The following is a 25,380-nucleotide window of genomic DNA, read 5'->3' as shown; positions in this document are numbered from 1 at the left end:
GTTCCGCGTCGCCGCAGCTCAGCCGCCCGGCGGAGCGAGGTGCCTGGCCATCAGGACGTCGTCGACGGCGACCCCGTCGACCACGAACTCGGCGCGCAGCACGCCCTCCTCGACGAAGCCGCAGCGGCGGTACAGCTCCCGGGCCCGGGTGTTCGGGCCGAGGACCCGCAGCGTGACCTTGCGGCCGCCGCTGTCGCGGGCCCGGGCCACCGCGGCGTCGACCAGCGCGCGGCCGACGCCGCGGCCGGTGTGCCCGGGGTGCACCGCCAGACCCCCGATGTAGCGGACGTGGTCGTGCGCCGGGACCGCGGGCGGAGCGGCCCCGACGATCACGTACCCGGCCACGGCGCCGTCGTCGTCGGCGACGAGCACGTCCCCGACCGGGGTCCGGTCGAGGAACGGTTCGGGCCGCGGCTGGGCCGGGCTGACCTCCGCGGTCCAGGTCAGGGCGTCGATCCGGGTCAGCCCGGGGTCGTCGGAGGGTGCCGCGGGCCGGACGGTCAGCACCGCGGGGCCGGACGGCCGACGGGCCGGTCCATCCGGGTCTCGCTGATGCCGTCGGGCCGCTCGACGACGCCCCGGTCGACGAACCCGAGCCGCCGGTAGAAGGCCGCGGCGCGGTCGTTGCCGATCACCACGTGCAGTGCCAGCGTCCGCGCGCCCCACCCGGCGGCGCGGTCGAGGACCGCGTCGACGAGCGCGGTCGCGGCGTCGCCCCCGCGCGCGTGCGGGGCGACCCACAGGGCGATGAGGTCGGCGACGCCGTCGCCGTCCGGCGGGACGGCCACGACCTGCCCGGCGGGGCGGCCGCCGACCTCGACCACCAGGTACCGGCCGGGCGCGGCCAACCGGTCGCGCCACTCCTGCTCCCCCGCGCCGAGCCAGTCGGTGAGCCGGCTGTGGAACGCGTCGGGTGCCTCGGCCAGGGCGGCGAAGCGCAGGTCGCGCCAGGTCTCCCAGTCGTCGGGCCCCAGCTCCCGGACGGTGATCACGCATGGCCTCCCAGACGGACGGAGGCGCCGAACCTAGCAGCGCGCCGGAGCGGTCCCGCCGCGTGTCCGGCGATCGACAATCCTGATGAGGTTGGTCCGGACGGCGCAACATCGGCCCGCTGTCCGGCGAGAGGACCGGCATGACCGCGCCGCGCCGCCGCACCCGTCCCACCGGACCCCGTCTGCTGCTGGCCGGCGCCGTCCTCGCGCTCGCCCTGTTCGGGACCGGGGTCGCCGGGCCCGCCTCCGCGGGCACCGGCTGTTCCGCGGCCTGGACCGCGGCCGGATGTCCCTGATCCCGCCCGAGAGGCAACCGGACGCCCGATTCGGTACGAACACCGGTCATGCTGCCCGAACCGCGCCACCGCGCCCGGACGCGCCTGTCCGCCTGGTCCTCCGGCCGACGCCGCACGATCGCGATGCTGACCGTGCTGGCGCTGGTCGTCCTCGGGGTCGTCGGGGGGCTGACGATCGGCCGGATGACCGACGAGCCGGCCGTGGCCGGCGAGCAGGGGGCGGCGGCCGCGCTCGGCCCGCTCACCGGCCCCCCGACGCTGTACGGGCGGGTGCAGCGGGTCGTGGACCCGGCGACGGTCGTGGTGGACGTCGGGGGCCGTCCGGTGACGGTGTCGGTGATCGGCGTGGACACCGCGTCGACGCCGCCGTGCGCGCGGGCCGACGCGCAGCGGTTCGCCCAGGGGTTCCTCGACGGCCAGGAGGTCACGCTGGTGCCGGACCCGACGCTGCCCGCTCCGGCGGCGGACGCCCCGACGTGGCCCGCGTACCTCGTGGTCGGGACGCAGCAGTCCTACACCGACGCGGCGCTCGTCGCGGGCTGGGTGGGACCGGGGCAGGGCCGCTACCGGCCGGGCTTCGAGGCCGGGCAGCGCATCGCGCAGGACCGGCGGGCCGGCATGTGGGGGCCGCCGTGCAACCGGACGTCCTGACCGGACGGCGACGCGGTGGGCCGCCGCAACCGGGTGTCACCCGTTCGGCAGAATGGTGAGCGTGGATCCCCGGGCGGTGCGCACGCGACGACGTCTCCAGGACGCGCTGCTCGCGCTGGCCAGGGAGCGCACCCTCGAGTCGATCACGATCGCCGACGTCGCGGAGCACGCGTCGGTGAACCGCAGCAGCTTCTACCAGCACTACACCGACAAGGAGATGCTGCTGGCCGACGCGCTCGCCAACCGGGCGGCGGACGCCGGGGCGGACCTTTCGGACCTGTCGATGGACGACATCGGGCCCGAGCCGCCCGCGGCGCTGCTGCGCTGGTTCATCCATCTGGCCGAGCACGCCCCGTTGTACCGGCAGGCGCTCGGCGGTGCCGCGGCGCCGGACGCCGCGGCCGGGATGCGCCGGCGGATGCAGTCGGTCGTCGCCGACACGACGGTGCGGCTGGGGATCTCCGAGGACGCGTTCGGCATGCCGCTGGACGTGTTCGCCGCCGGCCTGACCTGGACACTGCTCGGGGTCGCGGCCAGCTGGCTGGAACGCGACCCGCTGCCCCCACCCGACGTCGCGGCCGGGTGGGCGTGGCGGATGCTGGTCCGCCGGGACTTCTGAGCTCCGCTCGGAGGGACCGGTCGGCCGTACCGCCCGGGCCGGGTCAAGCGGCCCGGGCGGTACGCGCCTCGCGGGTGTCCCGCGGAGCTCAGCCCTGCACGATGCCGGAGTTGCCCTGGTCGACCGTGGTGGTGGACTGCGACACCGGGCCGCCGGACAGCAGGCCGCCGATGTTGATCGACGGGTTGACGGTGGCCGCGACGTCGATCAGGCCGCCGCGCTGCGAGGCGTGCCCGCCACCGCCGTGCTTGCCGCCGGACTGCAGGATCCCGCTGTTGGAGTCGTCGACGGTGGTGGTCGACTGCTGCACCGGGCCGGAGTTCAGGATGCCGCCGATGTTGGCCGACGGGCTGACGTCCAGGCCCAGCCCGATCAGGTCGTCGACCTGCACGGCGTCGCCCGCGCCGCAGCCGCTCTGCACGATGCCGGAGTTGGACCGGTCGAGCTTGGTGGTGTGCTGGGAGACCGCACCCTGGTTCAGGATGCCGCCGATGTTCAGCTGCGGGTCGACGGCCGCGTCGAGGCCGAGCAGGCCACCCTTCTGCGAGGCGGACGACGGCGCGCAGTCGCGGCCCTTGTCGTGGTGCTTGCCGCCGTCGCCGTAGTCACCGGCGAAGGCCATTCCGGCCGAGCCCAGGACCAGCGGGACGGACAGGACGCCGGCGGTGGCGATCCGCCGGGCGTTACGACGGGCGGGGGTCGTCTCGGGGGCGTTCATGGCACTCCTTCTGTGGCGATGTGATCCGGCCGTCGCACTGACACTCCGTCACTGGCCGGTGCCGCAGAACGTACGGACGCCGATCACCGAAGCGAGAGCACCCCCTCGTTCGAGCGGCGTTATGCCTGTTTCCGTTCCCCCGGACCGACCGTTCGCCGCTGATCAACTACACACAGTGCTATCCGTCAGGTGTCGTTTAGCTACTCTCCGTAGAAGATCGACAGCTCGCCGATCGTTACAGAAAGGCCCGGGGAAGTGGGATGGATCACAGCCGCGCAACGACGGGGCAGAACGGGCGTCTCTAGCTCCCGGAGTCACCACCGGACCCACCCGGTAGCCCCTCGACACCCGCGACCACCTGCGGGAATGGGCCGTACGGCGCGACCGGACTCGACCGTTCGTCGCGCGGGGTGCGGCCGTCGGGTGTGTATCGATCGCCGAACGGCGGCACGGCACGGGACTGGACAGCACTTCGCACCAGGCTGTCGCACGCCGGCGCGGTCCCTCACGATGGTCAACGACGTGGTCCGTCCGGAGTAACGCTGTCGGTGCAGATCACTCCTCGGGAGGGGTCACCCGGACGCCGCACGGACGACGACGGTGCCCGCCAGGTGGTCCCCGATCCGCTGCCGGCGCCGCGAGCAGAGCATCACGACGAGGCCCAGCAGCCCGCCGAACGCGGTGTCGAGGACCAGCAGCAGCGCGCGCACGAGGTGCTGCGCACCCGAGACCGGGCCGCCGTCGGCGCGCCGGATCCGCAGCCCGAACAGCGCCATCATCGGCGTCCGGCCGGTCCGCACCGGGACGAGGACGAACACCAGGAACAGCGCGAGCGGCGCCGCGAGGACCGCGACCACCGAGTACCAGCCGCCGGCGTCGGCCACCAGGTGGGGCAGCTGCACCATGGTGGCCTCGCCCTCGTACCGGAACCGGCCCGCCGGCAGCAGCCAGGTGATCAGCCACCACAGCAGGGACAGCACCAGCGACGCGACGAACACGTCGAAACACAGCTGGAAGACGCGCCGCACCGACACCCGGGTGTCGGAGGACGCCTCGCCCGCGACGGTCATGGTCGGTGAGGGTGGCAGCGCCTCCGGCCCGTCGCAGGCCGGAAACCCGGTGTCGCACCGGACGGGTGACCGCGATCCTGGGCGGGTGCACATCGGACTGAGGCGCCTCGACGAGCCCCTGCTGGCGGCGCTGTGCGACACGGCGGCCGCCGGGGCGGACCCGCTCGAGGTGATGCCGCCGGTGCCCGGTCCGCCCGGGTGGACGACGCGGCGACGCGCGGCGTTCGTCGCGTTCCACCGGGAGCGGTCGGTCGCGGCGGAGGTGCCGGTGGAGCGGACCTGGGCCGTCGTCGTCGACGGGGAGGTGGCCGGGGCGGCGCGGCTGGAACCGGTCGAGGGCGGCGAGGAGGCCGGGCTCTGGCTGGCCCGGCCGTGGCGGGGCCGCGGGGTCGGCGGGGCGGTGCTGCGGATGCTCGTGGCACGCGCCGACGGCCCGGTCGTCGCGGAGACGACCCCGGGCAACACCGCGGCGGTCGCGGTGCTGCGCGGGCTGGGGGCGGACGTGACCGTCGACGACAACGCCGTGCACGGCCGGCTGGGCTGAGCCGGCCGTGCACCATGGCGGCATGGGCGTCCTCGCCGCGGGCCGGCGGCACTCGGCCGGGCTGCGGGCCGACGGGACCGTCGTCGCGGTCGGGGACGGCCGCGCCGGTGAGTGCGCCGTCGCCGGCTGGACCGGCGTCGTCGCCGTCGCGGTGGGGAACGTCCACACCGCGCGCAACACCGGCCGCGCGCACACCGTCGGGCTGCGCGCCGACGGCACGGTCCTGGCCACCGGCCGCGGCGACGACGGCGAGTGCGCCGTCGCCGGCTGGCGCGGGGTCGTCGCGGTCGCCGCGGGGTGGCGCCGCACGCTGGGTCTGCGCGCCGACGGCACCGTGCTCGCCGCGGGCCGCGCCGCCGAGGGTGCGTGCGCGGTCGACGGGTGGCGCGGGATCCGGGCCCTGAGCTGCGGCGACTGGCACTCCGTCGGGCTGTGCGACGACGGCACCGCGGTCGCGACCGGCAACGACCGGTACGGCCAGTGCGCGGTCGGCGGATGGCACGACCTGGTCGCGGTGTCCGCCGGGTACCTGCACACCGTGGGGCTGCGGGCCGACGGCACGGTCGTGGCGACCGGGCGGGGCGGCGGCGACGTCGCGGGATGGCACGCCGTCGTCGCGGTGTCCGCGGGCAGCGGCCACACGGTGGGGCTGCGCGCGGACGGGACGGTCCTCGCCGCCGGGGACGACGACCTCGGGCAGTGCGCCGTCGGGACCTGGCGGGACGTGGTGGCCGTCGCCGCCGGGTCGGCGCACACGCTCGGGCTGCGGGCCGACGGGACCGTCGCCGCCGCGGGCGAGGGCGCCGGCGGCCGCTGCGACGTCGACGGCTGGACCCTCGCCGTCACCCCACCGGGTGGATCGCCAGGTGCGCGATCAGCTCACCGCGGAAGGTGAGGTCGAACGCCAGCCGGACCGGGCTGCCCGGGAAGTCCCCGGCGACGTCGGCCGTCGCCCGGGTCGCCCCGCCGGCCGGCGCGACGTCGACGACGGTGCAGGTCACCGGCGGCACGTCGGCCCGCCAGGCCCGCAAGGCCGCGGTGCCCCGGTAGGTGTGTCCCTCGTCCTCGGCGACGGCGTCCGGGGTGAACAGCGCGGTGTAGGCGTCGAGGTCGGGGGCGGCGGCCCGGGCGAAGTAGCGGTCGACGAGTGCGGTGGTGTCCATCGGTTCCTCCTGGGTGTGTGCAGTGTCAGACGGTGCGGACGGTGCCGCCGTCGATGCGGTGGTCGGCCCCGGTGATCGCCGATGCGCGGTCGCCCACCAGGAACGCGACGAGCTCGGCGACCTCGTCCGGGCGGGCCGGACGGCCGAGCGGGATGCCGCCGAGCGAGTCCATGAGCCGGCCCAGCGCGGCGTCGCGGTCGCCGTCGAGACCCTCGGCGAGCCGGGTGACCAGCGCGTCGGCGGCCGGCGTGGCGATGAAGCCGGGCGAGACGGTGTTGACCCGGACCCCGTGCGGGCCGACCTCGGTGGCCAGGCCCTTGCTGTAGACGGTGAGCGCGGCCTTCGCCGCCGCGTAGCCGAGCGTGGCGTCGGGCAGCGGCATCTCCCGCTGGATCGAGGCGACGTGCACCACCGCGCCCCGGCCCGCCGCGACCATCGCCGGGACCAGCGCGCGGTCGAGCCGCACCGCGGTCAGCAGGTTGAGCTCCAGCTCGTCGTACCAGGTGGTGTCGTCGAGCGCGGCGAAGCCGCCGGGGGCGGCGTGCGACCCGCCGACGACGTGGACGACGCCGTCGGCCCGGCCCCACCGCCGCGCCACCTCGGCCGCGACCCGCGCGGCCCCGCCCGGGTCGGTGAGGTCGGCCGCCACCGTGTCGGCGGGGTCGGTCGGTCTGCGGGCGACCCCGAGCACGGCCGCCCCGGCGTCGCGGAGCCGGGTCAGCACCGCGCCCCCGGTCGCGCCGGTCGCCCCGGTCACGACCACGCGACGCCCGTCGAGGTCCTCGTTCCGTTCGGTCATGGCCCGACCGTGGCGTCTCCCCCTGCCGGAGGGTCCAGACTCCGTGACCGTGACCGCGTTGCTCTCGATCGGCGAGTTCGCCACCGTGACCCACCTGAGCGTGAAGACCCTGCGCCACTACCACGACGTGGGCCTGCTCGAACCCGAGCACGTCGACCGGCACACCGGCTACCGCTACTACGCGGCGACGCAGATCCCCCGGGCCCAGGTCGTCCGCCGCTTCCGGGACCTCGACATGCCGGTCCGCGACATCGTCGCGCTGCTGGGCGCCGACGTCGACCGGCGGGCCGCGCTGCTCACCGAGCACCTCGCCCGGCTGGAGCGGCGCCTGGCCGCCACCACCGAGGCCGTCGGGTCCCTGCAGCGCCTGCTCGCGCCCGCGCCGCGCCCCGAGGTGGTGTTCCGCGACGAGCCGGCCCGCACCGTCACCGCCGTCACCGGCCACGTCGACGGCGACGACGTGCTCCGCTGGTACGCCGCGGCGATGGCCGAGATCGACGCGGCCGTCGCCGCCGCGGGCGCCCGTCCGGCCGGCCCGCCCGGCGGGCACTACGACAACGCGCTGTTCACCCACGGCGCCGGACGGATGACGGTGTTCGTCCCGACCGACCGGCCCGTGCGCGCGGGCCGCGTGGCGCCGCTGGAGCTGCCCGCCCGGGAGCTCGCGCTGACCGTGCACCACGGCACGCACGACGACATCGACGTCACCTACGGCACCCTGGGCGCCCACCTGACCGAGCACGCGCTGCGCGTCGACGGGCCGGTGCACGAGACCTACCTCGTCGGGCCCCGCGACACCGGCGACGCCGCCGCGTGGCGCACCGAGATCGGCTGGCCGGTGTTCACCACCCGGCCCGGGTGACCGATCAGTTCCGGACGCCCGCCCGGTCGTACCGGTCATGTCCTCCGCACACACCGCACGCCGCATGTTCGGGCTGACCGAGCCGATCTGCCTGGCCACCTACCTCGCCGACGAGCCGAACGAGGAGCTGGCCGCGCTCGGCCACCGCACCTACTGGGACGGCTACTTCGCGAGCCGGGCCGCGCCGCTGGGCCGGGTCCCGGCCGAGGTCGTGCACGCGGCGTTCTACAGCTTCGCCGACGGCGAGGCCGCCCGGCACATCCCGAGCGCCTGGGCGACGGTCCCGCCGGAGGAGTCCTTCGCCGCGTGGCGACGGGGCAGCGTCGCGGCGCTGCGCCGGATCCTCGGCGCCGAGCTGTCCGGCTCGCCCGGCGTGGCCCGGGCCGCCGACCTGCTCACCACCGCCGCGACGAGCGCCCCCACCGAGGGCCGGGTGATGTACGCGGGCATGCGCACCCTGGAGGTCCCCGGCGACCCGCTGACCCGGCTGTGGCAGTCCGCGACGACGCTGCGCGAGCACCGCGGCGACGGGCACGTCACCGCCCTGCTCACCGAGCGGGTCGGTGGCACCGAGGCCCACCTGCTGTCCGCGCTGGACATGGGCATCCACCCGCCGGAGACGTTCGGGCGGGTGCACCACCTGCCGGCGGCCCGGCTGGCCGAGGTCATGGCCGGGCTGCGGCGCCGCGGCCTGGTCGACGACGACGGGTGGCTCACCGACGCGGGCCGGGAGGTCAAGGCACGCGTCGAGGCGCTGACCGACGAGCTCGCCGCGCCGCCGTACGCGGCCCTGTCCGACGCGGAGCTCGACGAGCTGGTCGCGGAGCTGGAGCCGCTGTCCACGGTGATGACGGCGGCCTGGTCGCAGTGACCGCCGGTCAGGGCAGCAGCGCCGCCACCGCCGCCCGCGCCTGCCGCGCCGGATCCGGGCTCCCGCCGATCGCCGCGGTCACCATCGCCCCCTCCGCGAGCAGGCAGACCGGCTCGACGGGGTCCACCCCGGCCGCCGTCGCCCACTCCCCGAGCTGCCGGTGGAACAGCTCCTTGTGGCTGCGCACCTCGCGCAGCACCGGCTCCGAGGTGCTGCCGAGCTCGCCGTAGGCGTTGATCCACGCGCAGCCGCGGAACCCGGGCCGGGCGAACCACTCCCCCAGCCAGTCGAAGACGGCGAGCAGCCGCCGCCGCGGGTCCCCGACCCGGGTCACGTACGCCGCCAGGTCGCCCCGCCAGCGCTCGTCGCGCCGGCGGAGCACCGCGACGACGAGGTCCTCCTTCGTCGCGAAGTCGCGGTAGATCCGCTTGAGCGGGAGCCCCGACGCCGACCTGACCTGGTCCATCCCGACGGCCCGGATGCCGCGTTCGTAGAACAGCAGCTCCGCTGCGTCCAGCAGGCCGTCCCGGTCGAGACGGGCCTGTTCCTCGGTGATGGCCGCGGGCACCGATGACCTCCTTGACATCGAGAACGATTGTTCCCTACGTTACCGGAGCAGATCGAGAACGTTCGTTCTCGACTGACCGAGGAGGCAGCCGTGGCCGAAGGCCGTCCGCCCTACCCGCCGTTCACCGCGGAGACCGCACGCCAGAAGGTGCAGGCCGCCGAGGACGCCTGGAACACCCGGGACCCCGAGCGCGTCGCGGGCGCGTACACACCGGACTCGGTGTGGCGCAACCGCGACACCTTCGCCACCGGCCGGCAGGAGATCGTCGAGCTGCTGACGGCGAAGTGGCGGCGCGAGCAGGACTACGCGCTGCGCAAGAGCCTCTGGGCGTTCGACGACAACCGGATCGCCGTCCGATTCCAGTACGAGTCCCGCGACGCCGACGGCCGGTGGTGGCGCAGCTACGGCAACGAGCTGTGGGAGTTCGACGAGCTGGGGCTCATGCGGCGGCGCGAGGCCAGCATCAACGACGTCCCGATCACCGAGGCGGAGCGGCGGATCCACGGCCCGCGCCCCGAGTCCGAGCGGGGTGTCGACATCCCGCTGCGGTGAGCCGGGTCAGACCGAGTCCGCGCCGATGGTGTTCCGCATCCGCGTGAGCAGCTCCTGCTGTTCCCGTCCGGGCCGGTCCGGCGCCGCGGGTCGGATGCGGCCGTCGACGTCGTGCAGCGGGATGTCCGAGCGCCCGATCGGGGAGATGCGGGCCATCGACCAGCGGGAGAACACCCGCGACTCCGCCGTCGTCGACTCGACGACCGCCACATCGGTGTGCCGGTCGTCCTCCCTGATCGTCTCGAACAGCCGGGTGACCACGGCCTCGTCGCCCTCCAGGGTCTGGACGAACCAGTTGTCGGAGATCAGCAGCGCCCCGGTGACACCGGCCTTCTTGTTCTTCGACCGGGCCACGTCGAAGATCTCGGCGAGGACCTCGTCGCGGCGGTCGCGGGGCACGGTGCTGTGGCTGCGGTAGATCAACCGGTGGACCTGCTCGGCCATGTGGCTTCCCCCGTGTCGGTCGGGCCGCGTCACCGGGTCGGGCGCGGAACCGTCACGAGCCCGGACCCCGGGTGATCGTCACGGATGATCCGACGGTAGTGGCGTGGGACACACTCCGGCGTCGCGATATGAGACAGCCTGTCGGAAGATCGACCGTCAGTGGGCCCCGTCGAACCGGACGTCCACCCGGACCTGCCGTCCGTCCCGCACCGCCACACCGTGGCCCGGCCGTTCCGCACCGTCGACCCGGACCCGCAGCGGCGCGCCCTCGCCGGTGAAGTTGCGCCACCAGTTCTTGCGGTCCGGCAGCTCGACGCGGATGACGCCGCCGTCGCCCTCGGGCCGGAAGGCCACGGGGAGCCGGAACTCGGTGCCGGAGCGGCGGCCGGCGTAGCTGATCTCCGTCATCGCGCCGAGGCGGCCGGAGCGCGCGAGCGGCGTGACGACGGTGTTGACGACCCGGGCCATGCGCTGGAGGAGGTTCACGTTCCGCCAGGGTAGCCGCGGGCGACCGGCGCCGTCCGTGCCGCGACGGGTCAGCAGTCGCCCCGGGGCGCCAGGCCCCGCTCGCACAGGTACTGCATCTGGGTCTCGCCGCTGGTCGGCGCCCGGCCCGCGGACGTGCCCGGGTCGAGGTACCCCTGGTAGGCCGAGCACGACGGGTCGAACCGGCCGGCCGCCATCGCCCGTGCCGCGCAGTCGTCGCCGGACGCCCTCGCCCGGCTCTCCTCCGCCGCCCGCACCTCGGCGGCCGCGGCCCGGTCCATCGCCCGGCGGGCCGCGACGATCGCGCCGTCCACCGCCGCCCCCGGCACGGACGAGCCCGTCCCGGCCCGGGGCAGCACACCGGTGGCGGGTGCGAACGACGCGGACACCGCGGCGGCCGCGGGCTCCGGGGTGGTGGCCCGCTCGGCGCCGGACGCGGCGGCGCACGCACTGGTGGCGAACACGGCGGCGACGACGGCCGCCACGGCGAAGCGGCCCATGCCCATCGTCGTCCCCCCAGCCGGTCACGCCGGCCCCGCCCCCCGGGGCCCGGCCCACAGTGTCGTGGGTGGCGCGACGACGGTCAGCGTGTACGCCGGATCCTCACCCCTTCTGATGAGCGCGACGCGCGGGTGGGAGGCGCGGGTCAGACGTTGAAGCGGAACGAATCAGCGCGATCCGCGGACCTGTGGCGTGCGCGATCCAACATGCCCCGACCAGCGTGAACCTGCTCGGACGACTGTCGGTGTCTATCGCCGTCGGTGGACGCGCCGACGAACAACTACCTCGCTGCGGGGCCTCTCGGCAGACTGCCCCGATGTCGCCTGCTCCCCCACCGATCGCGGCCGTCATCGACGCGCTGGTCGACAATCCGGTCCGCACCGAGGACGTCCACGCTCTGGCGCCATCTGCTCCGGGTCTCTACGCCTGGTGGGCGCCTCCTGCCATCCTGCCTGCACTGTCGGGTCGTCCCCACCCCGTGGTGCCAGGCCTGAGGCTCCTCTACGTCGGCCTCGCGACGAAGCTCCGGGCACGGCTCGCCTCGAACCACCTGAGCCGGAGTGGCAGCTCCACCCTTCGACGCACACTTGCCGGCCTACTGCTCGATGAGGAGGAGTACCGAACACGCTGGTCCGATCGCGTCGTTCTCGTCGACGACGACGAAGCCCGGCTCACCGAGTGGATGGGCGAGAACCTGCGTGTGTCTTGGTGCGAGCACCCAAGCCCGCGTGACGTTGAAGCCGATGTCATCCGGGCTCTCCGACCGCCTCTCAACGTCGACCACGCCTCGGGTCCCATCACCCAGGTCGTCAAAGCAGCTCGCCGCCGCTACTACGACAGTGCGGGGACTCGTCCCTGAGCCACGACTTGCTGGACCCTCAACCCGCGGAGACAAGATCCACTACTTCCGCCGATGCTCGACGTCCGTTATAAGCCCTCGTGCGTTGCACGGACTCGCTGACGCGCCCTTCACGGGCGACGGTCCATCGTCGGCTTCTGCCGTTGATTCCCGGGGATTACCCGGGGCCGAGCCCGCTCCCCCGCGCCTTCCGAGTGTCATCCGTCGACCTGTCGCCAGACCGACCGTACGGGTGCCCGTGGGCGGCCCTCGACGCGAACCGACCCGACCATGCCACGCTCCGTCCGTGCGGTACGCCCTCCGGGAGGTCGGCGGGATGGCACGGCGCCACCATCCCGGAGATCTGCCCGCCCGGCGAGGGCGCAGTTGATCCCTTTGCCTGTCTGGCACTTGCACAACGACCTGGAGGAGGGTCGCTACTTCACCGGCCGGTCCGACGGGCTTGCCACCTCATGGGGCGAGGAGTTGCTGGTCGCACGGACGTGAACGGGCGGGAGACATCACCGCGAGGTCGGCGTCAGCCTGCGGCCTTCTCGACGAGTGCGGCGACAGTCCTTCCGGCGTCGTCGTTCAACTCGGTCACTGCGAACGAGGTGGGCCACAGGCCGCCGTCGTCGAGGCCGGCCTCGGGGGTGAAGCCGAAGGTCGAGTAGCGCTCCTTGTCGTCGTGGCCACTACGGAAGAAGCACACGACCTTCCCCTTCCGTGCATAGGCCGGCTGGCCGTACCAGAGCTTCGGTGACAAGCCCGGGGCTCTGCTGGTGACAATGGCATGGATACGTGCGGCGATCGCTCGGTCCGGATCGACCATGCTCTCGATCTTCGACAGCACGTCGGCCTCGTCGGCGGCCGCCTTGTTGCCCCGACCCCGGCCCGCCTGCGCCCTCAGCTCGGCCGAGCGTTCCCGCATGGCGACACGCTCCTGCTCGGAGAACCCCCTACTGTCGTCGGTGGTGGTCTTGTCGGACGTGGATTCCATCTCTGCTCTCCCCTGTGGTCGGGCGCTGCGTGCTGTGTGGACGCTACGGAGGTCGGCGGCAGCGGGCTTCTCGAATCGTGATCGATATCGAGGTATCACGTCAGGGCCGAGCGACCGGGCCGGAGATGCGACGATGCCGTGGTGGCTCCTGGTCGCGCGCAGGCGCAGCGGTTGCGGGACATCGTGGTGATCCGCCGGGTCCGGGACCGGATCGACCGCGAGTACGCCCAGCCGCTGAACCTCGAGGCCCTCGCCCGCGGCGCGAACATGTCCGCCGGTCACCTGAGCAGGGAGTTCCGCCGGATCTACGGGGAATCGCCGTACGCGTACCTGATGACCCGGCGGGTCGAGCGCGCGATGACGCTGCTGCGCCGCGGAGACCTCACCGTCACCGACGTGTGCTTCACGGTGGGCTCCTCGTCGCTGGGGACGTTCAGCACCAGGTTCACCGAACTGGTGGGCGTGCCGCCGAGCGTCTACCGCCGCGACCACTCCCGAGCAGCTGAGGGCATCCCGCCGTGCCTGGCCAAACAGGTCACCAGACCGATCAGGATTCAAGAAGCAGAAGCTCGGCAGCCGGATCTAGCGTGAGCGGCATGGACATCACCATTCACTACGCCTTCCTCCCTCACACCGACGCCGACGCCGCGCTGGGGTTCTACCGCGACGCCCTCGGTTTCGAAGTCCGTAAGGACGTCGGCTACGAGGACATGCGCTGGATCACCGTCGGCCCGGCCGGGAAGCCGGACACCTCGATCGTGCTGCACCCTCCGGCCGTCGACCCCGGTATCACCGACGACGAGCGCAGCACCATCCTCGAACTCATCGCCAAGGGCACCTACACCGCCATCACCCTGGCCTCGGACGACCTCGACGGCCTCTTCCAGCGGCTGGAAGCCACCGGCGCAGACGTCGTGCAAGAGCCCACCGATCAGGACTACGGCGTCCGGGACTGCGCGTTCCGCGACCCCGCCGGCAACCTCGTCCGGATCAACCAGCTCCCCTGACCGGGCCGGCCCGCCGCAGGCACCGTACGGATCGGCACGAAGGAGTCATCCACGTGGCACTCTCGCTCGACATCATCACGCTCGGCGCCGCGCACCCGCAGACGGCGAACGCCTTCTACACCGCCGCGTTCTCACCCACGACCACCGGCGACGGCCTGGACCTGCACGGCACCGGCCGGCTCACGTTCCGGCCGGTCGGCGAGCTTGCCGGTGAAACCGGCACCGACCCGGCGACGTCCGGGTTCCGCGGCTACGTCCTGTCCGCCATCGTCAACCAGCCCGACGAGGTCGAAGCCCTGCTCGACCTCGCCATCGCGAACGGCGCCACCGTCGTCAAACCCGCCAAGAAGAAGCTATTCGGCGAGTTCACCGCGGTCTACCGGGCACCGGACGGCGCGCTGTGGAAACTGGCCGCGGCCACGAAAAAGAACACTCGCCCTGTTCCCGATCCGATCGCGCCCACCGAGACGGCGATCTACCTCGGCGTGACCAAGCCGACGGCGTCCAAGACGTTCTACGAAGCGCTGGGCATGCGCGTCGAGAGGGACTATGGCGACACGTTCATCGACTTCACCATCACCCACGGGGTGTGCCGCCTTGGCTTGCTCCCCCGCAAAGCCCTCGCCAAGGACGCCGGCGTCGACGCGCACGGCGACGGCTTCTCCGCCGCCATGCTCACCCACACCGCCGCCTCCCGAGACGACCTGGACGGCCTCCTCAAAGCCGCAGACGCCGCCGGGGGCACCGTCACGGCCCCGGCGACCCGAACCGACGAAGGCGACCACGTCGCCCGCCTCACCGACCCCGACGGCTTCCACTGGAAGATCACCGCGCCGGCGTAAACCACTGCCCTGAGCACGCCCTGGTTCACCTGGTGCAAACACCGCGAGCACGTGGCCGAGCAGCAGAGCGCGAACGTCATAGTCGGCGCAGGGAGTACGGGTGTTGAGCTCGTCGGGGCGTACCGCCGCGATCTCTCACTCGGATTTGTCCAGTGCGTGGGCGGCCCCGGACACGACGCCCCCGGCGGACGCGATTCGTGGACTGGCTCTGCCGTCATGATTGCAGGCCTACGAGCGCACCCCGACAGCTATGCGCTGCAGGCAGGCGCCGCCTACCGAGGCATCCTACCTCCGCCTCGTCCCCGTCGTGGCGCGCACTGGTTCGCGGTGCCGCTCCCGGGTTCGCCAGCGCGCGGCGCACGGGGACCGGCCGGAGGCCGCACGCCCCGTGCACCGCTTGCGCTGGTGTCGGCCCTGTCCCGGGAGCGGCGCCGCAGGCGCCGCCTTGATACCGAATGGAGAATCTGGACACGGCGTGCCCGGTCGCCGTTGGAAGTAGCTTCTCCTCGTCAGGGCGAGATGACGGTCGTATGGTCGTGGGCTCGGGAGCGTGGTCCCAGGATGAGGGCATCGAGGCCCCAGACGGCGTAGGCAGGCATCGTGCGCTGCTGGACCTCATCGACCGTGAGCCACTCGACGGGTGCAGCGGGCGGACAACCAGGCCGTCGAGATCCGGGCGCCCGAGTACGGCAGCGAGCGCACGGTCTTCCTCGCCGACGGCCTGGTCGCCATCGTCCGCGCGCACCTTGACGGGTTGGCCGGCCGCGGATCGAAACGATGGCTGTTCCGGGGAGAGAACGGCAACCCGGCGCGACGCCGAGCACCCGACGAGCTGCCTGCACGACCTGCGGCGCTTCTTCGCCTCGGGGCTGATCGCGCGGCCGGCAGCGACGTGGCGACCGTGCACATGCGCTCGGACACTCCAGCGCGACCGTCACCCTGAGCACTTACGCGCACCTGTGGCCGACCGCGGAGGACCGGACACGAGCCGCTGCGGACTCCATGCTGACGGCCGTCCTCGGCACTACTGACGAACCGGTGACGAATACGCCGGAGCCGTAAGGCTCTGACCAGGGGAATCGGAGCCGGGTCAGACGTTGAAGCGGAACTCGACCACGTCGCCGTCGTGCATGACGTAGTCCTTCCCCTCCATCCGCACCTTCCCCGCGGACTTCGCGGCGTTCATCGACCCCGCGGCGACCAGGTCGTCGAACGAGACGATCTCGGCCTTGATGAAGCCCCGCTCGAAGTCGGTGTGGATGACCCCGGCCGCCTGCGGCGCGGTGGCGCCCTGCGGGATCGTCCAGGCCCGCGACTCCTTGGGCCCGGCGGTCAGGTAGGTCTGCAGCCCGAGGGTGGAGAACCCGGCGCGGGCCAGCTGGGCCAGGCCCGGCTCGTCCTGCCCGATCGACTCCAGGAGCTCGGCGGCGGACTCGTCGTCGAGCTCCAGCAGCTCGGCCTCGACCTTGGCGTCGAGGAACACCGCCTGGGCGGGGGCGACGAGCTCGGTGAGCTCCTTGCGCCGGGCGTCGTCGGTGAGGACGGCCTCGTCGGCGTTGAAGACGTAGAGGAACGGCTTCGTGGTGAGCAGGGTCAGCTCGCGCAGCAGCTCGGTGTCGGCCTTCGCCTGGAACAGCGTCCGGCCCTCGTTGAGGATCGCGACGGCGGCGTGCGCGGCGTCCAGGACCGGCTTGCGGTCCTTCTGCGTGCGGGCCTCCTTCTCCAGCCGCGGGATCGCCTTCTCCAGCGTCTGCAGGTCGGCCAGGACCAACTCGGTCGCGATCGTCTCGATGTCGCTCGCGGCGTCGATGCGGCCGTCGACGTGCACCACGTCCGGGTCGTCGAAGACGCGCACGACCTGGCAGATCGCGTCGGACTCACGGATGTTCGCGAGGAACTTGTTGCCCAGGCCCGCGCCCTCGGACGCGCCCTTGACGATGCCGGCGATGTCGACGAAGGACACCGACGCCGGGATGATCTTCTCCGACGAGAAGATCTCGGCCAGCTTCCCCAGGCGCGCGTCGGGGAGCGGGACGACGCCGACGTTGGGCTCGATCGTCGCGAACGGGTAGTTCGCGGCGAGCACGTCGTTGCGGGTCAGCGCGTTGAACAGAGTCGACTTGCCGACGTTGGGCAGGCCGACGATGCCGAGGGTGAGGGACACGGACGACCAGGGTAGTCGGGTCCGTTCAGCCCGGTTCGAGCCGGTAGCCCGCGCCGCGCACGGTCGCGATCCAGCCGGCGCCGAGCTTGCGGCGCAGGTAGCGGACGTAGACGTCCACGACGTTGGACGACGCCCCCGACTCGGCGGGCCCCCACACCAGCCGGAGCAGCTGGTCGCGGGACAGCACCTGGCCCGGGTGACGCAGGAACGTCTCGGCCAGCGCGCACTCGCGCGCCGACAGCTCGACGGTCCGGCCGTGCACACTCACGTGCCGGGTACGGGGGTCGAGCTCGAGCCCGTGGAAGGTCAGCACGTCCGGGTCCGGGACGGGGCGGGCGCGCTCCAGCCGCAGCCGGATCCGGGCCACCAGCTCCTCGAACCGGAACGGCTTGGCCATGTAGTCGTCGGCGCCGCCGGTCAGCCCGGCGACGGTGTCGTGCACGCTGTCGCGCGCGGTCAGGATGATCACCGGGACGGCGCTGCCCGCCGCCCGCAGCCGGCGCAGGACCTCGAAGCCGTCCATCCCGGGCAGCCCGATGTCGAGCACCAGCAGGTCGAACCCACCGGTCACGGCGTGGTCGTGCACACCGGCCCCGTCGGCGACGACCGTGACCTCAAACCCGGCCCCGACCAGGCCCTTCTTCACGAACGACGCGATGCGCGGCTCGTCCTCGGCCACCAGGATGCGGCTGCTCACGTCTCGCTCCTCGGCAGGTCCAGCGTGAAGGTCGCCCCGTGCCCGGGTGTGCTCTCGAGCAGCACGCGGCCGCCGTGCGTCGTCGCGATGGCCTCGACGATGGACAGCCCGAGACCGGCGCCGTCGGAGCGGGGCGCGTCGTCGCCGCGCGCGAAGCGCCGGAACACCCGGTGCCGGTCCTGGGGTGCGACGCCCGGTCCGGAGTCGGCCACCCAGATCCGCACCCGCCCGTCGACCGCCTCCGAGCCGAGCGCGATCCGGTCGCCGTCGCCGGTGAACCGGGTCGCGTTGTCGGCCAGCGCGACGACCGCCTGGGTGATCCGCTGCGGATCCATCCGGCACCACACCGCGGCCACCGACTCCAGCCGCCAGTCCCGGTCGGCGAGGCCGGTCAGCTTCTCGAACAGCTCCCGGGTCAGCACGCCGACGTCGACGGTCTCGGTCCGCAGCAGCGACGGCTGCTCGGCCCGGGTCAGCGCGAGCATCTCCGACACCAGCCGGTTCATGCGCTCCAGCTCGTCGTCGACCAGGGCGACGGTCTCGGCGACGTCGTCGGGGTCGCGCGGGTCGAGCACCCCGAGGTGCCCCCGGACGATGGTGATCGGGGTGCGCAGCTCGTGCCCGGCGTCGTCGACGAACCGCCGCTGGGACACCATCCCGCTCTGCACCCGGTCGAGCATCGCGTTCAGCGTGGTGGCCAGCTCGGCGATCTCGTCGCGGGCCCGGGCGCGCTGCGGCACCCGGCGCGACAGGTCCCGCCCGGTGATGGTGCGGGCGGTCGCGGCGACGTCGCGCAGCGGCCGCAGGATGCGCCCGGCCACCAGCCACGCCCCGACCGCGGACAGCAGCGCCGTGCCGAAGCCGACCAGCCCCATCAGCCGCGCGGCCTCGTGGGCGAAGTCGTGCTCGCGCTCGGTGAAGTAGCCGATCACGATGACGCCGCGCTGCGGGTCGCCGGCGAGCCCGACCGGCAGCGCCGACCAGCGCACCTCGCCCGCCGAGCTGAGGTAGGAGCCGCGGGTGGGACGGCGGACGTCGGCGACCAGCGCGGCGAACGCCGGGTCCTCGCGCAGCAGCACCCGCGGGCTGGTCCGCCGGGACTCCCAGCGGAAGCGCCCGTCGAGGTAGCCGAGGAACTTCTCGTTCGGCCGCGCCACGTTGGCGGCGATCACCGACCGCAGGATCTCGTCGACCGAGGAGTACGGCTGGCCGGTCGTCGGGTTGACGCCGGTCTCGGTGACGCGGGCGAACTCGGCGATCTCGGAGTTCAGCGCGCCGTCGATCCGGCGGTCGGTCTCGTCGATCAGCAGCATCCAGGTCAGCAGCGTGACGACGCCCAGCGAGGCCAGCACGAGCAGCAGGACCCACCCGACGATGCGGGTGCGGGCCGCGGTCGCCCGCCCGGCGCGACGGGGCCCGGGGCCGGACTCGACGGCCTCGGTCGCGATGATCGCCTCCAGTTCGTCCGTGCCGACGACCATGATCCCGTACCCGCCCCGGGGCCAGGACACGACACCCACCGCGGACGATCACCGTCAGTCGCCGTCGTTGCTCCGTTGGGCGTAAGGCATACTCCGTCGCACGACGCACAGGTGACGCACAGCCATCGTCGAACCGCTCCCATCACCCGGACGGCCGTGCACCACATCCGTCCGGGCCGAGCTTCGACGACCGAGACCGAGGGGGACGTCGTGCGCCTGCCCGGAATGCACGCCCTGCTGACCGCGGGGGTCGCGGTCCTGACCACCGCCGGGACCGTGTCCGCGGTGTCGCTGACCGCGGCCGGCCAGGAGGAGCCCGCGTTGCCCCCGGCACCGCCGGCCGCGCCCGCCCCGCCGGCGCCCGCTCCCCCGCCGCTCGTCCCGGCCCCGGCACCGGCTCCGTCGGGCGGGAGCGCACCCGTCGTGCGCGACGACACCGGCGGCGTCACCCGGGAGCGGGAGACGGCGGCCCCCGAGCCGGTCGAGCCCGCCCCCGTCGCGACCACGGCCCCGGCCGACCCGCCGCGCACCACCCCGGAGCGGACCCGCGAGCGCCCGTCGGGGGTCCCCGACCGGGACGCCTCGCGCGAGGAGGAGGTCCGCTTCGCCTGCCAGCAGGGATGGGTGTCGGGCGCGCTCTGCCCGTAGACCGGACCCCGGACACCGGTGACCGATTCCCGCCAGTGACGGCGGCTGCGGAGTGGCATCGTCGGTGCCGTGCTGCTCGACCACGACTCCTGTTACCGCGCCGTCGCCGCCAAGGACGCACGGTTCGACGGCCAGTTCGTCACGGCCGTGCGGACCACCGGCATCTACTGCCGCCCGTCCTGCCCGGTACCGCCTCCGCGCTCGCGCAACGTCGAGTTCCTGCGGACCGCGGCCGCCGCGCAGACCGCGGGCTACCGGGCCTGCCGGCGGTGCCTGCCCGACGCCGTGCCCGGCTCGCCGGAGTGGAACCTGCGCGCGGACGCCGCCGGGCGGGCCATGCGCCTGATCGCCGACGGCGTCGTCGAGCGCGACGGGGTCCCCGGGCTCGCGTCGCGGCTGGGCTACTCGCCCCGCCAGCTCGGCCGGATCCTCACCTCCGAGGTGGGCGCCGGGCCGCTGGCCCTGGCCCGCGCGCAGCGCGCGCACACCGCCCGCATCCTGGTCGAGACCACCCCGCTCGGGCTGGCCGACGTCGCGTTCGCCGCCGGGTTCGGCAGCGTCCGCCAGTTCAACGACACCGTCCGCGCCGTCTACGGCGTCCCGCCCTCGCAGCTGCGCGCCGAGGCCGCCCGCCGGTCGCGGACCCGTGAGCCCGGCCCGCCGGGTGCGCTGGTCCTGCGGCTGCCCTACCGGTCCCCGTTCGACCCGCACGGCCTGCTCGACCACCTCGCGGCCCGCGCCGTCGACGGCGTCGAGACCGTCACCGGCGGCACCTACCGGCGCACGCTGCGGCTGCCGCACGGACCCGCCGTCGTCGCGCTGGACCTGACCGCGCGGGCCGGGGCCGTGGTGGCGACGCTGCGGGCGTCCGACCCGCGGGACGTCGGGCCCGCGGTGTCCCGGCTGCGCCGGCTGCTCGACCTCGACGCCGACCCGCTCGCCGTCGACGCCGTGCTGGGCGCCGACGAGGCACTCGCCCCGCTGGTCGCCGCGACGCCCGGGATCCGGCTGGCGGGCACCGTCGACCCGGCCGAGACGGCGGTGCGGACGGTGCTGGGCCAGCAGGTGTCGGTCGCCGCCGCCCGCACCGCCGCGGCCCGTCTCGCGGCCGTGCACGGGACGCCGCTGCCCGCCGAGCTGCGCGACGACGACGGGCCGCACCTGCTGTTCCCCGGGCCGGAGACCCTCGCCGACGCCGACATCGCCGGGCCGGCGCGGCGGGCGTCGTCGCTGCGGGGGCTGTGTGCCGCGCTCGCCGACGGCACCCTCGCCCTCGACCCCGGGCGCGACCCGGACGGGCTGCGCGCCGAGCTGTGCGCGCTGCCCGGGATCGGTCCGTGGAGCGCCGGCTACCTGGCCATGCGCGTCCTGGGCGATCCCGACGAGCTGCTCGCCTCCGACCTCGCGGTGCGCCGCGGGGCCGAGGCGCTCGGACTGCCCGGCGACGAGGCGGCGCTCACCGCGCGCGCCCACGCCTGGGCCCCCTGGCGGTCCTACGCCGCCACCCATCTCTGGCGGGCCGCGACGTCCGCCGCCACCACCACTCCTCGGAGGAGCGCATGAGTACCGCAACGTGGTCCACACAGGACACCCCGGCCGGGCCGTTCACCGCCGTCGTCGACGACGACGGACACGTCCTCGCCTCCGGCTGGACCGCCTCAGTCGACGAGCTGCTCGCCCTGGTGCACCGCTCGCTGGCCCCGGCGACCGTGGTCGAGGGCGATCTCGGCACGGTCGGCGAGGCGGTCGAGCGCTACCACGGCGGCGACCTGTCGGTGATCGACGACGTGCCCGTCCGCCAGCGGTCCGGCCCCTACCGGGAGCTGGCGTGGGACGTGTTGCGGACCGTCCCCGCGGGGGCGCCGGTCACCTACACCGGCTACGCCGAGAAGACCGGCCGCCCCGCGGCGGTGCGGGCCGCGGCGGGCGCCTGCGCGTTCAACGCGGCGGCGCTGTTCGTCCCGTGCCACCGGGTGCTGCGCACCGACGGGAGCCTGGGCGGGTTCCGCTACGGCCTGGCCGTGAAGCGGTGGCTGCTGGAGCACGAGGCGGTCTGAGACCGCCGCGGCGGCCGCGGATCGCGCACCGCGGCCGCCGCGTGGCCGGTGGTCCGGGGCGGCGCCCCGGGTCAGCGCTCGGTGACCGGGCCGACCTGGATGCCGGCGTCGACGCCGATCGGTCCCCGGGCCAGGAAGCTGCCCGGGATGTCACCGCCGGGACCGTGCAGCGAGAACTCCAGCTCGTTCGCCCGGGCGGGCCCGGCGGAGTCGCGGACCTGCACGTCGAACTGCACTGGCTCGCCCGGCCCGAACTCGACTGCGCGGGTCTGGTCGCCGTTGGGCACCGCGACCTCGGAGGCGCGCGGCGAGCCGTTCAGGCTGAACACCAGGTCCGACGGCGATCCGGACAGCAGGCACGGCGACGTGCCCGGGGCCGCGCTGAGCACGACCGTGTAGTGGCGGTGCTCGGCGCTGCCCGGGGCCGGGTGGATGGTCGCCTGCTGGTTCGCCGGGCGGCAGGCGCTGGGCGCCGGGTCCCCCGCCGGCGTCGCGGGTGCGGCCGAGGCGACCCCGGCCGGGACGAGCACGGCCGCGGCGGCGACCGCCAGGGCGGCGGTGGTCGTGGCGGCCGTACGGCCGATGGTGCGGGCGAGTCGGGTGGTCATCACAGGTACCTCTCTCACTCTCGCGGTGCGCCCGGGCCCCCCGGCCCGGACCGTCGGCCCCCCGAAGGTCCGACACCGGGAAAGACGTGTGCATCGCGAACCGGTTCGCCCGGCATGGCATCCGCCTCGCCGGGGCAACCCGCCCGGCCGACGGCCGTCCCCCGTGCGTGCCCGTACGAAACACCCGGCTCCGGACACGCCGCTGAGCTGCGGCGACGCGGAACTGTCAGGGGTGCGGTGCACGCTGCGGGGGTGGACGTCCTCAGCCTGCTCCTCGGATCGCTGCTCGGTGCGGCGGTCGCCGCCGCCGTGGTCTGGTCGGTGGCCGCCGCCCGGTTCCGGGCCGAGGCGGCCGAGGCGGCCCGGGCCGCCGCGAACACCGCCGCCACCACCCGGGCCGACGCGGCGGGCCTGCGCGCCGAGCGCGCCGCGCTGCTCGAACGGGTCGAGGAGCTGCACGAGTCCCTCGACGACGCGACGATCCGCGCCCGGCGGGCCGAGTCCGACGCCGCGGGGGCCACCGCCGCGCTGCGCGCCGAGCGGGAGGCCCGGGCCGGGGCCGAGGCCGCGACGGTGCGCCGCGAGGCCGAGCTGAAGGACTCCTTCGCCGCGCTGTCGCAGGACGCGCTGGCCCGCAACAACGAGGCGTTCGTGGCGCTGGCGGAGAGCAGGCTCAAGGAGGCGACCGCCGCGCTCGCGGCGAAGGCCGACGGCGACCAGGCCGCCCGCGCGAAGGCCGTCGAGCAGCTGCTCGACCCGGTCTCGGCGGCGCTGGGCCGGGTCGAGGGACAGCTGCGGACGGTGGAGAAGGAGCGCGAGTCCGCCTACGCCGGGCTCCGCGAGCAGGTCAGGGCGATGGCGGCAAGCTCGGACAAGCTCGGCACCGAGACGAAGGCGCTGGTCAACGCGCTGCGGGCGCCGCAGGTGCGGGGCCGGTGGGGCGAGATGCAGCTGCAGCGGGTCGCGGAGATGGCCGGGATGCTCGAGCACTGCGACTTCTCCACCCAGGTGTCCGCCGCCGGGGAGGACGGCGGGGTCCGCCCGGACATGCTGGTCCGGCTCGCGGGCGGCAAGCAGGTCGTCGTCGACGCGAAGGTGCCGTTCGCGGCCTACCTGCAGGCGGTCGAGGCCTCGGACCCGGACGTGCACACCGAGCGGCTCGCGGCGCACGCCCGGCAGCTGCGCACCCACGTGGACCAGCTCTCGGCCAAGGCCTACTGGGAGTCGTTCGAGCCGACACCGGAGTTCGTGGTGCTGTTCGTGCCGGGCGACCCGTTCCTGGAGGCGGCGTTGCGCTCGGACCCGGGGCTGCTGGAGTACGCCTTCGGCCGCAACGTCGTGCTCTCGACGCCGACCACCCTCGTCGCGCTGCTGCGCACCGTCGCCTACGGCTGGAAGCAGGAGGCCCTGGCCCGCAACGCCGCCCAGGTGCACCGGCTCGGGCGCGAGCTGCACGGGCGCCTCGCGACGATGGGCACGCACGTCGCGAAGCTCGGCCGCAGCCTGGACGCGGTGGTGGACAGCTACAACCGGACCGTCTCCTCGCTGGAGGCGCGGGTCCTGGTGAGCGCCCGGAAGTTCACCGAGCTGCAGGTGTCCGACACCGAGCTGGGGACGCCCGCGACGGTCGACCGGACCCCGCGCGGCGTCTCCGCGCCCGAGCTGGTCGCCTCCGCCGGGGACTCGCTGGTGTCCCTGGAGGACCTCGGGCGGCCCGACCACAACCGGTCGGACGGCACCCGATCCGGCGGTGGCCGACCCGACGGCGCACATCCGGGCACGTTCGGCGACGGCGACACGGCACGCGACGAGGCGGCCGGGACACCGTGGCGGGAGGGGTTAGGCTGACCGGGTGACCACGGCCCGATCGAGCTCGGCCCGCCGGCCCGGCCGGGGGCCCGCCCCCGCGCGCGGTGGCTGGCCGGTGCGTGAGCGGTCCCTGCTCCCCCCGGTCCTCGGTGTCCCGCCGCTCGCGGCCACCGGTCTGGCCGTCGGCACCACCGCCCTCGGGGTCCTGGTGGACCTGCTGCGGATCGGCACCGTCGGCCGGGTGTTCGAGGTCTGCTACCTGCTCGGCTGCGTGCTCGCGGTGTCCTGGGTCCGCCGGCGCAGCCTGTTCCTGCCGGCCGTGCAGCCGCCGCTGCTGCTCGCCGTCGTCGTGCCGCTGGTCGCGGTGCTGATCGGCGCCCCGTCCGGCGGTGGCACGGCGCAGAGCCTGCTCATGGCGGGGGCCCCGCTGATCAACGCGTTCCCGGCGATGGCGGTGACCACGCTGGTCGTGCTGCTCGTCGCCGGTCTGCGCGTTCTGCGTCAGCGGCTCGGCCCGGACGACGCCGTCGGCCGGCTGCGGCAGCGCCTGGGCCGCGACCCGGGCGGGTACGACCCCGACGGCCCCGGCGGACGGACCCGGGCACCGCGCGGAGCGGGCACCTCGACGACGACCGCGGCCCGGTCCCGCACGACCGGCACCGCCCGCACCGGCTCGACGACCGGTACCGCCCGCACCGGCTCGGCCCCGACCGGTTCCGCCCGCCGCGACACGGCCCGCACCGGGTCCACCGGGCGTACCGGGTCCACCGGCACCGGGGTCTCCCGCACCGGCTCGGCGGCACGCTCCACCGGGACCGCGCGCTCCGGCTCCTCGCGCGCCGGCTCCTCCCGCTCCGAGCCCGACCGCGGGTCGACACGCGGCGCGACCGGCCGGACACGCCGCGACACCCGCTGACGGCCGTCCGGCGCAGCCACGGCCGTCCGGACGCATCCGCCCAGGTGGACGGCCGGAACGTACCCCGCAGACCGCCCGGGTGACGACGGATCGGACAATGGGAGCAACCCACTGCCCTCCCGAGCGTCTTCCCATCGGGGGCACGGCGTGACCCCGCCGCTCCCCGACGCACGCCGG

The 25,380-nt window shown here is 74.5% G+C and carries 33 protein-coding genes; 18 read left to right on the top strand and 15 right to left on the bottom strand.

The genetic code is table 11. The features are described 5' to 3' along the window. Nucleotides 1-18: 18 nt before the first annotated feature. The gene (locus KPL57_RS37605) at nucleotides 19-507 is read right to left on the bottom strand and encodes a GNAT family N-acetyltransferase (protein WP_226355284.1); all 489 of its coding nucleotides are present in this window, start codon (nucleotides 505-507) and stop codon (nucleotides 19-21) included. Further along, nucleotides 501-992, bottom strand: a complete 492-nt coding sequence (locus KPL57_RS37600) for a GNAT family N-acetyltransferase (protein ID WP_226355283.1) — start codon at nucleotides 990-992, stop codon at nucleotides 501-503. The genes KPL57_RS37605 and KPL57_RS37600 overlap by 7 nt, the downstream gene beginning before the upstream one ends. A gap of 140 nt (nucleotides 993-1,132) precedes the next feature. Here KPL57_RS37600 and KPL57_RS37595 point away from each other — a divergent pair, with 140 nt between their 5' ends. The 3 genes from KPL57_RS37595 (at nucleotide 1,133) to KPL57_RS37585 (ending at nucleotide 2,558) form a co-directional block, all read left to right on the top strand. Further along, a complete protein-coding gene (locus KPL57_RS37595) occupies nucleotides 1,133-1,288 on the top strand; it encodes a hypothetical protein (RefSeq protein ID WP_168172178.1) in 156 nt (51 codons plus the stop codon). Nucleotides 1,289-1,336: 48 nt separating this feature from the next. Further along, on the top strand, nucleotides 1,337-1,939 hold the full coding sequence (locus KPL57_RS37590) for a thermonuclease family protein (RefSeq protein ID WP_226355282.1): 603 nt from the start codon (nucleotides 1,337-1,339) through the stop codon (nucleotides 1,937-1,939). Between the two features lie 61 nt (nucleotides 1,940-2,000). Further along, nucleotides 2,001-2,558 carry a TetR/AcrR family transcriptional regulator gene (locus KPL57_RS37585; RefSeq protein ID WP_226355281.1) on the top strand — a complete coding sequence of 186 codons (558 nt, stop codon included), beginning with the start codon at nucleotides 2,001-2,003 and terminating at the stop codon, nucleotides 2,556-2,558. Between the two features lie 88 nt (nucleotides 2,559-2,646). Here KPL57_RS37585 and KPL57_RS37580 read toward each other — a convergent pair whose 3' ends face one another. Continuing rightward, on the bottom strand, nucleotides 2,647-3,276 hold the full coding sequence (locus tag KPL57_RS37580) for a hypothetical protein (protein ID WP_226355280.1): 630 nt from the start codon (nucleotides 3,274-3,276) through the stop codon (nucleotides 2,647-2,649). A 572-nt stretch (nucleotides 3,277-3,848) separates the two neighbouring features. Continuing rightward, complete coding sequence (locus tag KPL57_RS37575) at nucleotides 3,849-4,346, bottom strand: RDD family protein (RefSeq protein WP_226355279.1); 498 nt, start codon at nucleotides 4,344-4,346, stop codon at nucleotides 3,849-3,851. An 85-nt stretch (nucleotides 4,347-4,431) separates the two neighbouring features. Here KPL57_RS37575 and KPL57_RS37570 point away from each other — a divergent pair, with 85 nt between their 5' ends. Beyond that, nucleotides 4,432-4,890 carry a GNAT family N-acetyltransferase gene (locus KPL57_RS37570; protein WP_226355278.1) on the top strand — a complete coding sequence of 153 codons (459 nt, stop codon included), beginning with the start codon at nucleotides 4,432-4,434 and terminating at the stop codon, nucleotides 4,888-4,890. Nucleotides 4,891-4,912: 22 nt separating this feature from the next. Then, the gene (locus tag KPL57_RS37565) at nucleotides 4,913-5,785 is read left to right on the top strand and encodes a chromosome condensation regulator (RefSeq protein WP_226355277.1); all 873 of its coding nucleotides are present in this window, start codon (nucleotides 4,913-4,915) and stop codon (nucleotides 5,783-5,785) included. Here KPL57_RS37565 and KPL57_RS37560 read toward each other — a convergent pair. Together KPL57_RS37560 and KPL57_RS37555 are read right to left on the bottom strand one after the other, a co-directional pair. Continuing rightward, nucleotides 5,733-6,053 (bottom strand): nuclear transport factor 2 family protein, encoded by a 321-nt coding sequence (locus KPL57_RS37560; RefSeq protein WP_226355276.1) that lies wholly within the window; start codon nucleotides 6,051-6,053, stop codon nucleotides 5,733-5,735. The two genes, KPL57_RS37565 and KPL57_RS37560, sit on opposite strands and share 53 nt — an antisense overlap. Before the next feature lie 25 nt (nucleotides 6,054-6,078). Then, complete coding sequence (locus KPL57_RS37555; RefSeq protein ID WP_226355275.1) at nucleotides 6,079-6,852, bottom strand: SDR family oxidoreductase; 774 nt, start codon at nucleotides 6,850-6,852, stop codon at nucleotides 6,079-6,081. A gap of 49 nt (nucleotides 6,853-6,901) precedes the next feature. On the opposite strand from KPL57_RS37555, the gene KPL57_RS37550 reads away from it, so the two are divergent. Both KPL57_RS37550 and KPL57_RS37545 read left to right on the top strand, forming a co-directional pair. Continuing rightward, nucleotides 6,902-7,714, top strand: a complete 813-nt coding sequence (locus tag KPL57_RS37550) for a MerR family transcriptional regulator (protein WP_226355274.1) — start codon at nucleotides 6,902-6,904, stop codon at nucleotides 7,712-7,714. A gap of 37 nt (nucleotides 7,715-7,751) precedes the next feature. Next, nucleotides 7,752-8,585 (top strand): MarR family transcriptional regulator, encoded by an 834-nt coding sequence (locus KPL57_RS37545; protein ID WP_226355273.1) that lies wholly within the window; start codon nucleotides 7,752-7,754, stop codon nucleotides 8,583-8,585. Between the two features lie 7 nt (nucleotides 8,586-8,592). On the opposite strand, the gene KPL57_RS37540 is transcribed toward KPL57_RS37545, so the two are convergent. Next, the gene (locus KPL57_RS37540; protein WP_226355272.1) at nucleotides 8,593-9,153 is read right to left on the bottom strand and encodes a TetR/AcrR family transcriptional regulator; all 561 of its coding nucleotides are present in this window, start codon (nucleotides 9,151-9,153) and stop codon (nucleotides 8,593-8,595) included. A gap of 90 nt (nucleotides 9,154-9,243) precedes the next feature. On the opposite strand from KPL57_RS37540, the gene KPL57_RS37535 reads away from it, so the two are divergent. After that, the gene (locus KPL57_RS37535) at nucleotides 9,244-9,705 is read left to right on the top strand and encodes a nuclear transport factor 2 family protein (protein WP_226355271.1); all 462 of its coding nucleotides are present in this window, start codon (nucleotides 9,244-9,246) and stop codon (nucleotides 9,703-9,705) included. A 6-nt stretch (nucleotides 9,706-9,711) separates the two neighbouring features. On the opposite strand, the gene KPL57_RS37530 is transcribed toward KPL57_RS37535, so the two are convergent. From KPL57_RS37530 to KPL57_RS37520, 3 genes are all read right to left on the bottom strand, one after another. After that, a complete protein-coding gene (locus tag KPL57_RS37530; RefSeq protein ID WP_226355270.1) occupies nucleotides 9,712-10,149 on the bottom strand; it encodes a BLUF domain-containing protein in 438 nt (145 codons plus the stop codon). A gap of 156 nt (nucleotides 10,150-10,305) precedes the next feature. Beyond that, entirely contained in the window at nucleotides 10,306-10,635 is a 330-nt protein-coding gene (locus KPL57_RS37525; protein WP_226355269.1) for a hypothetical protein, read from the bottom strand. A gap of 50 nt (nucleotides 10,636-10,685) precedes the next feature. Further along, nucleotides 10,686-11,135, bottom strand: coding sequence for a hypothetical protein (locus KPL57_RS37520; RefSeq protein WP_226355268.1), 450 nt, complete (start codon nucleotides 11,133-11,135; stop codon nucleotides 10,686-10,688). A gap of 317 nt (nucleotides 11,136-11,452) precedes the next feature. Here KPL57_RS37520 and KPL57_RS37515 point away from each other — a divergent pair, with 317 nt between their 5' ends. Then, nucleotides 11,453-11,995: a GIY-YIG nuclease family protein gene (locus tag KPL57_RS37515; protein WP_226355267.1), complete on the top strand. Its 543-nt coding sequence runs from the start codon at nucleotides 11,453-11,455 to the stop codon at nucleotides 11,993-11,995. A gap of 517 nt (nucleotides 11,996-12,512) precedes the next feature. On the opposite strand, the gene KPL57_RS37510 is transcribed toward KPL57_RS37515, so the two are convergent. Then, nucleotides 12,513-12,974: a DUF1801 domain-containing protein gene (locus KPL57_RS37510; protein ID WP_226355266.1), complete on the bottom strand. Its 462-nt coding sequence runs from the start codon at nucleotides 12,972-12,974 to the stop codon at nucleotides 12,513-12,515. A 141-nt stretch (nucleotides 12,975-13,115) separates the two neighbouring features. Between KPL57_RS37510 and KPL57_RS37505 the strand changes: the two genes are divergently transcribed. The 4 genes from KPL57_RS37505 to KPL57_RS37490 all read left to right on the top strand — a co-directional run bounded on the left by KPL57_RS37505 (nucleotide 13,116) and on the right by KPL57_RS37490 (nucleotide 15,766). Continuing rightward, the gene (locus tag KPL57_RS37505; protein WP_226355265.1) at nucleotides 13,116-13,565 is read left to right on the top strand and encodes a helix-turn-helix transcriptional regulator; all 450 of its coding nucleotides are present in this window, start codon (nucleotides 13,116-13,118) and stop codon (nucleotides 13,563-13,565) included. A 5-nt stretch (nucleotides 13,566-13,570) separates the two neighbouring features. Then, the gene (locus KPL57_RS37500) at nucleotides 13,571-13,981 is read left to right on the top strand and encodes a VOC family protein (RefSeq protein WP_226355264.1); all 411 of its coding nucleotides are present in this window, start codon (nucleotides 13,571-13,573) and stop codon (nucleotides 13,979-13,981) included. Nucleotides 13,982-14,034: 53 nt separating this feature from the next. Further along, nucleotides 14,035-14,823 carry a VOC family protein gene (locus KPL57_RS70615; protein ID WP_226355263.1) on the top strand — a complete coding sequence of 263 codons (789 nt, stop codon included), beginning with the start codon at nucleotides 14,035-14,037 and terminating at the stop codon, nucleotides 14,821-14,823. A 640-nt stretch (nucleotides 14,824-15,463) separates the two neighbouring features. Continuing rightward, a complete protein-coding gene (locus KPL57_RS37490) occupies nucleotides 15,464-15,766 on the top strand; it encodes a hypothetical protein (protein ID WP_226355262.1) in 303 nt (100 codons plus the stop codon). 147 nt (nucleotides 15,767-15,913) lie between these two features. On the opposite strand, the gene ychF is transcribed toward KPL57_RS37490, so the two are convergent. From ychF to KPL57_RS37475, 3 genes are read right to left on the bottom strand one after another with little or no spacing between them, the layout of a single operon-like run. Continuing rightward, entirely contained in the window at nucleotides 15,914-16,987 is a 1,074-nt protein-coding gene (gene ychF / locus KPL57_RS37485; protein WP_226355261.1) for a redox-regulated ATPase YchF, read from the bottom strand. Between the two features lie 25 nt (nucleotides 16,988-17,012). Further along, nucleotides 17,013-17,684, bottom strand: a complete 672-nt coding sequence (locus KPL57_RS37480) for a response regulator transcription factor (RefSeq protein WP_073577707.1) — start codon at nucleotides 17,682-17,684, stop codon at nucleotides 17,013-17,015. Then, on the bottom strand, nucleotides 17,681-19,195 hold the full coding sequence (locus tag KPL57_RS37475) for a cell wall metabolism sensor histidine kinase WalK (RefSeq protein ID WP_226355260.1): 1,515 nt from the start codon (nucleotides 19,193-19,195) through the stop codon (nucleotides 17,681-17,683). Before KPL57_RS37475 ends, KPL57_RS37480 begins: the two co-directional genes overlap by 4 nt. Nucleotides 19,196-19,375: 180 nt before the next feature. Here KPL57_RS37475 and KPL57_RS37470 point away from each other — a divergent pair, with 180 nt between their 5' ends. From KPL57_RS37470 to KPL57_RS37460, 3 genes are all read left to right on the top strand, one after another. Further along, a complete protein-coding gene (locus KPL57_RS37470) occupies nucleotides 19,376-19,813 on the top strand; it encodes a hypothetical protein (RefSeq protein WP_226355259.1) in 438 nt (145 codons plus the stop codon). A 69-nt stretch (nucleotides 19,814-19,882) separates the two neighbouring features. Continuing rightward, entirely contained in the window at nucleotides 19,883-21,376 is a 1,494-nt protein-coding gene (locus KPL57_RS37465; RefSeq protein WP_226355258.1) for an AlkA N-terminal domain-containing protein, read from the top strand. After that, a complete protein-coding gene (locus KPL57_RS37460) occupies nucleotides 21,373-21,870 on the top strand; it encodes a methylated-DNA--[protein]-cysteine S-methyltransferase (RefSeq protein ID WP_226355257.1) in 498 nt (165 codons plus the stop codon). Before KPL57_RS37465 ends, KPL57_RS37460 begins: the two co-directional genes overlap by 4 nt. Nucleotides 21,871-21,941: 71 nt before the next feature. Here KPL57_RS37460 and KPL57_RS37455 read toward each other — a convergent pair whose 3' ends face one another. After that, complete coding sequence (locus KPL57_RS37455) at nucleotides 21,942-22,478, bottom strand: hypothetical protein (RefSeq protein WP_226355256.1); 537 nt, start codon at nucleotides 22,476-22,478, stop codon at nucleotides 21,942-21,944. Between the two features lie 252 nt (nucleotides 22,479-22,730). Here KPL57_RS37455 and KPL57_RS37450 point away from each other — a divergent pair, with 252 nt between their 5' ends. After that, a complete protein-coding gene (locus KPL57_RS37450; RefSeq protein WP_226355255.1) occupies nucleotides 22,731-24,326 on the top strand; it encodes a DNA recombination protein RmuC in 1,596 nt (531 codons plus the stop codon). A gap of 76 nt (nucleotides 24,327-24,402) precedes the next feature. Beyond that, entirely contained in the window at nucleotides 24,403-25,203 is an 801-nt protein-coding gene (locus KPL57_RS37445; protein ID WP_226355254.1) for a DUF6542 domain-containing protein, read from the top strand. Nucleotides 25,204-25,380 lie beyond the last annotated feature (177 nt).

The sequence above is a fragment of the Pseudonocardia sp. ICBG601 genome (assembly GCF_020496245.1).
The sequence above is the reverse complement of the archived record's forward strand: the minus strand, read 5'-3'. Positions and strand labels throughout refer to the sequence as shown.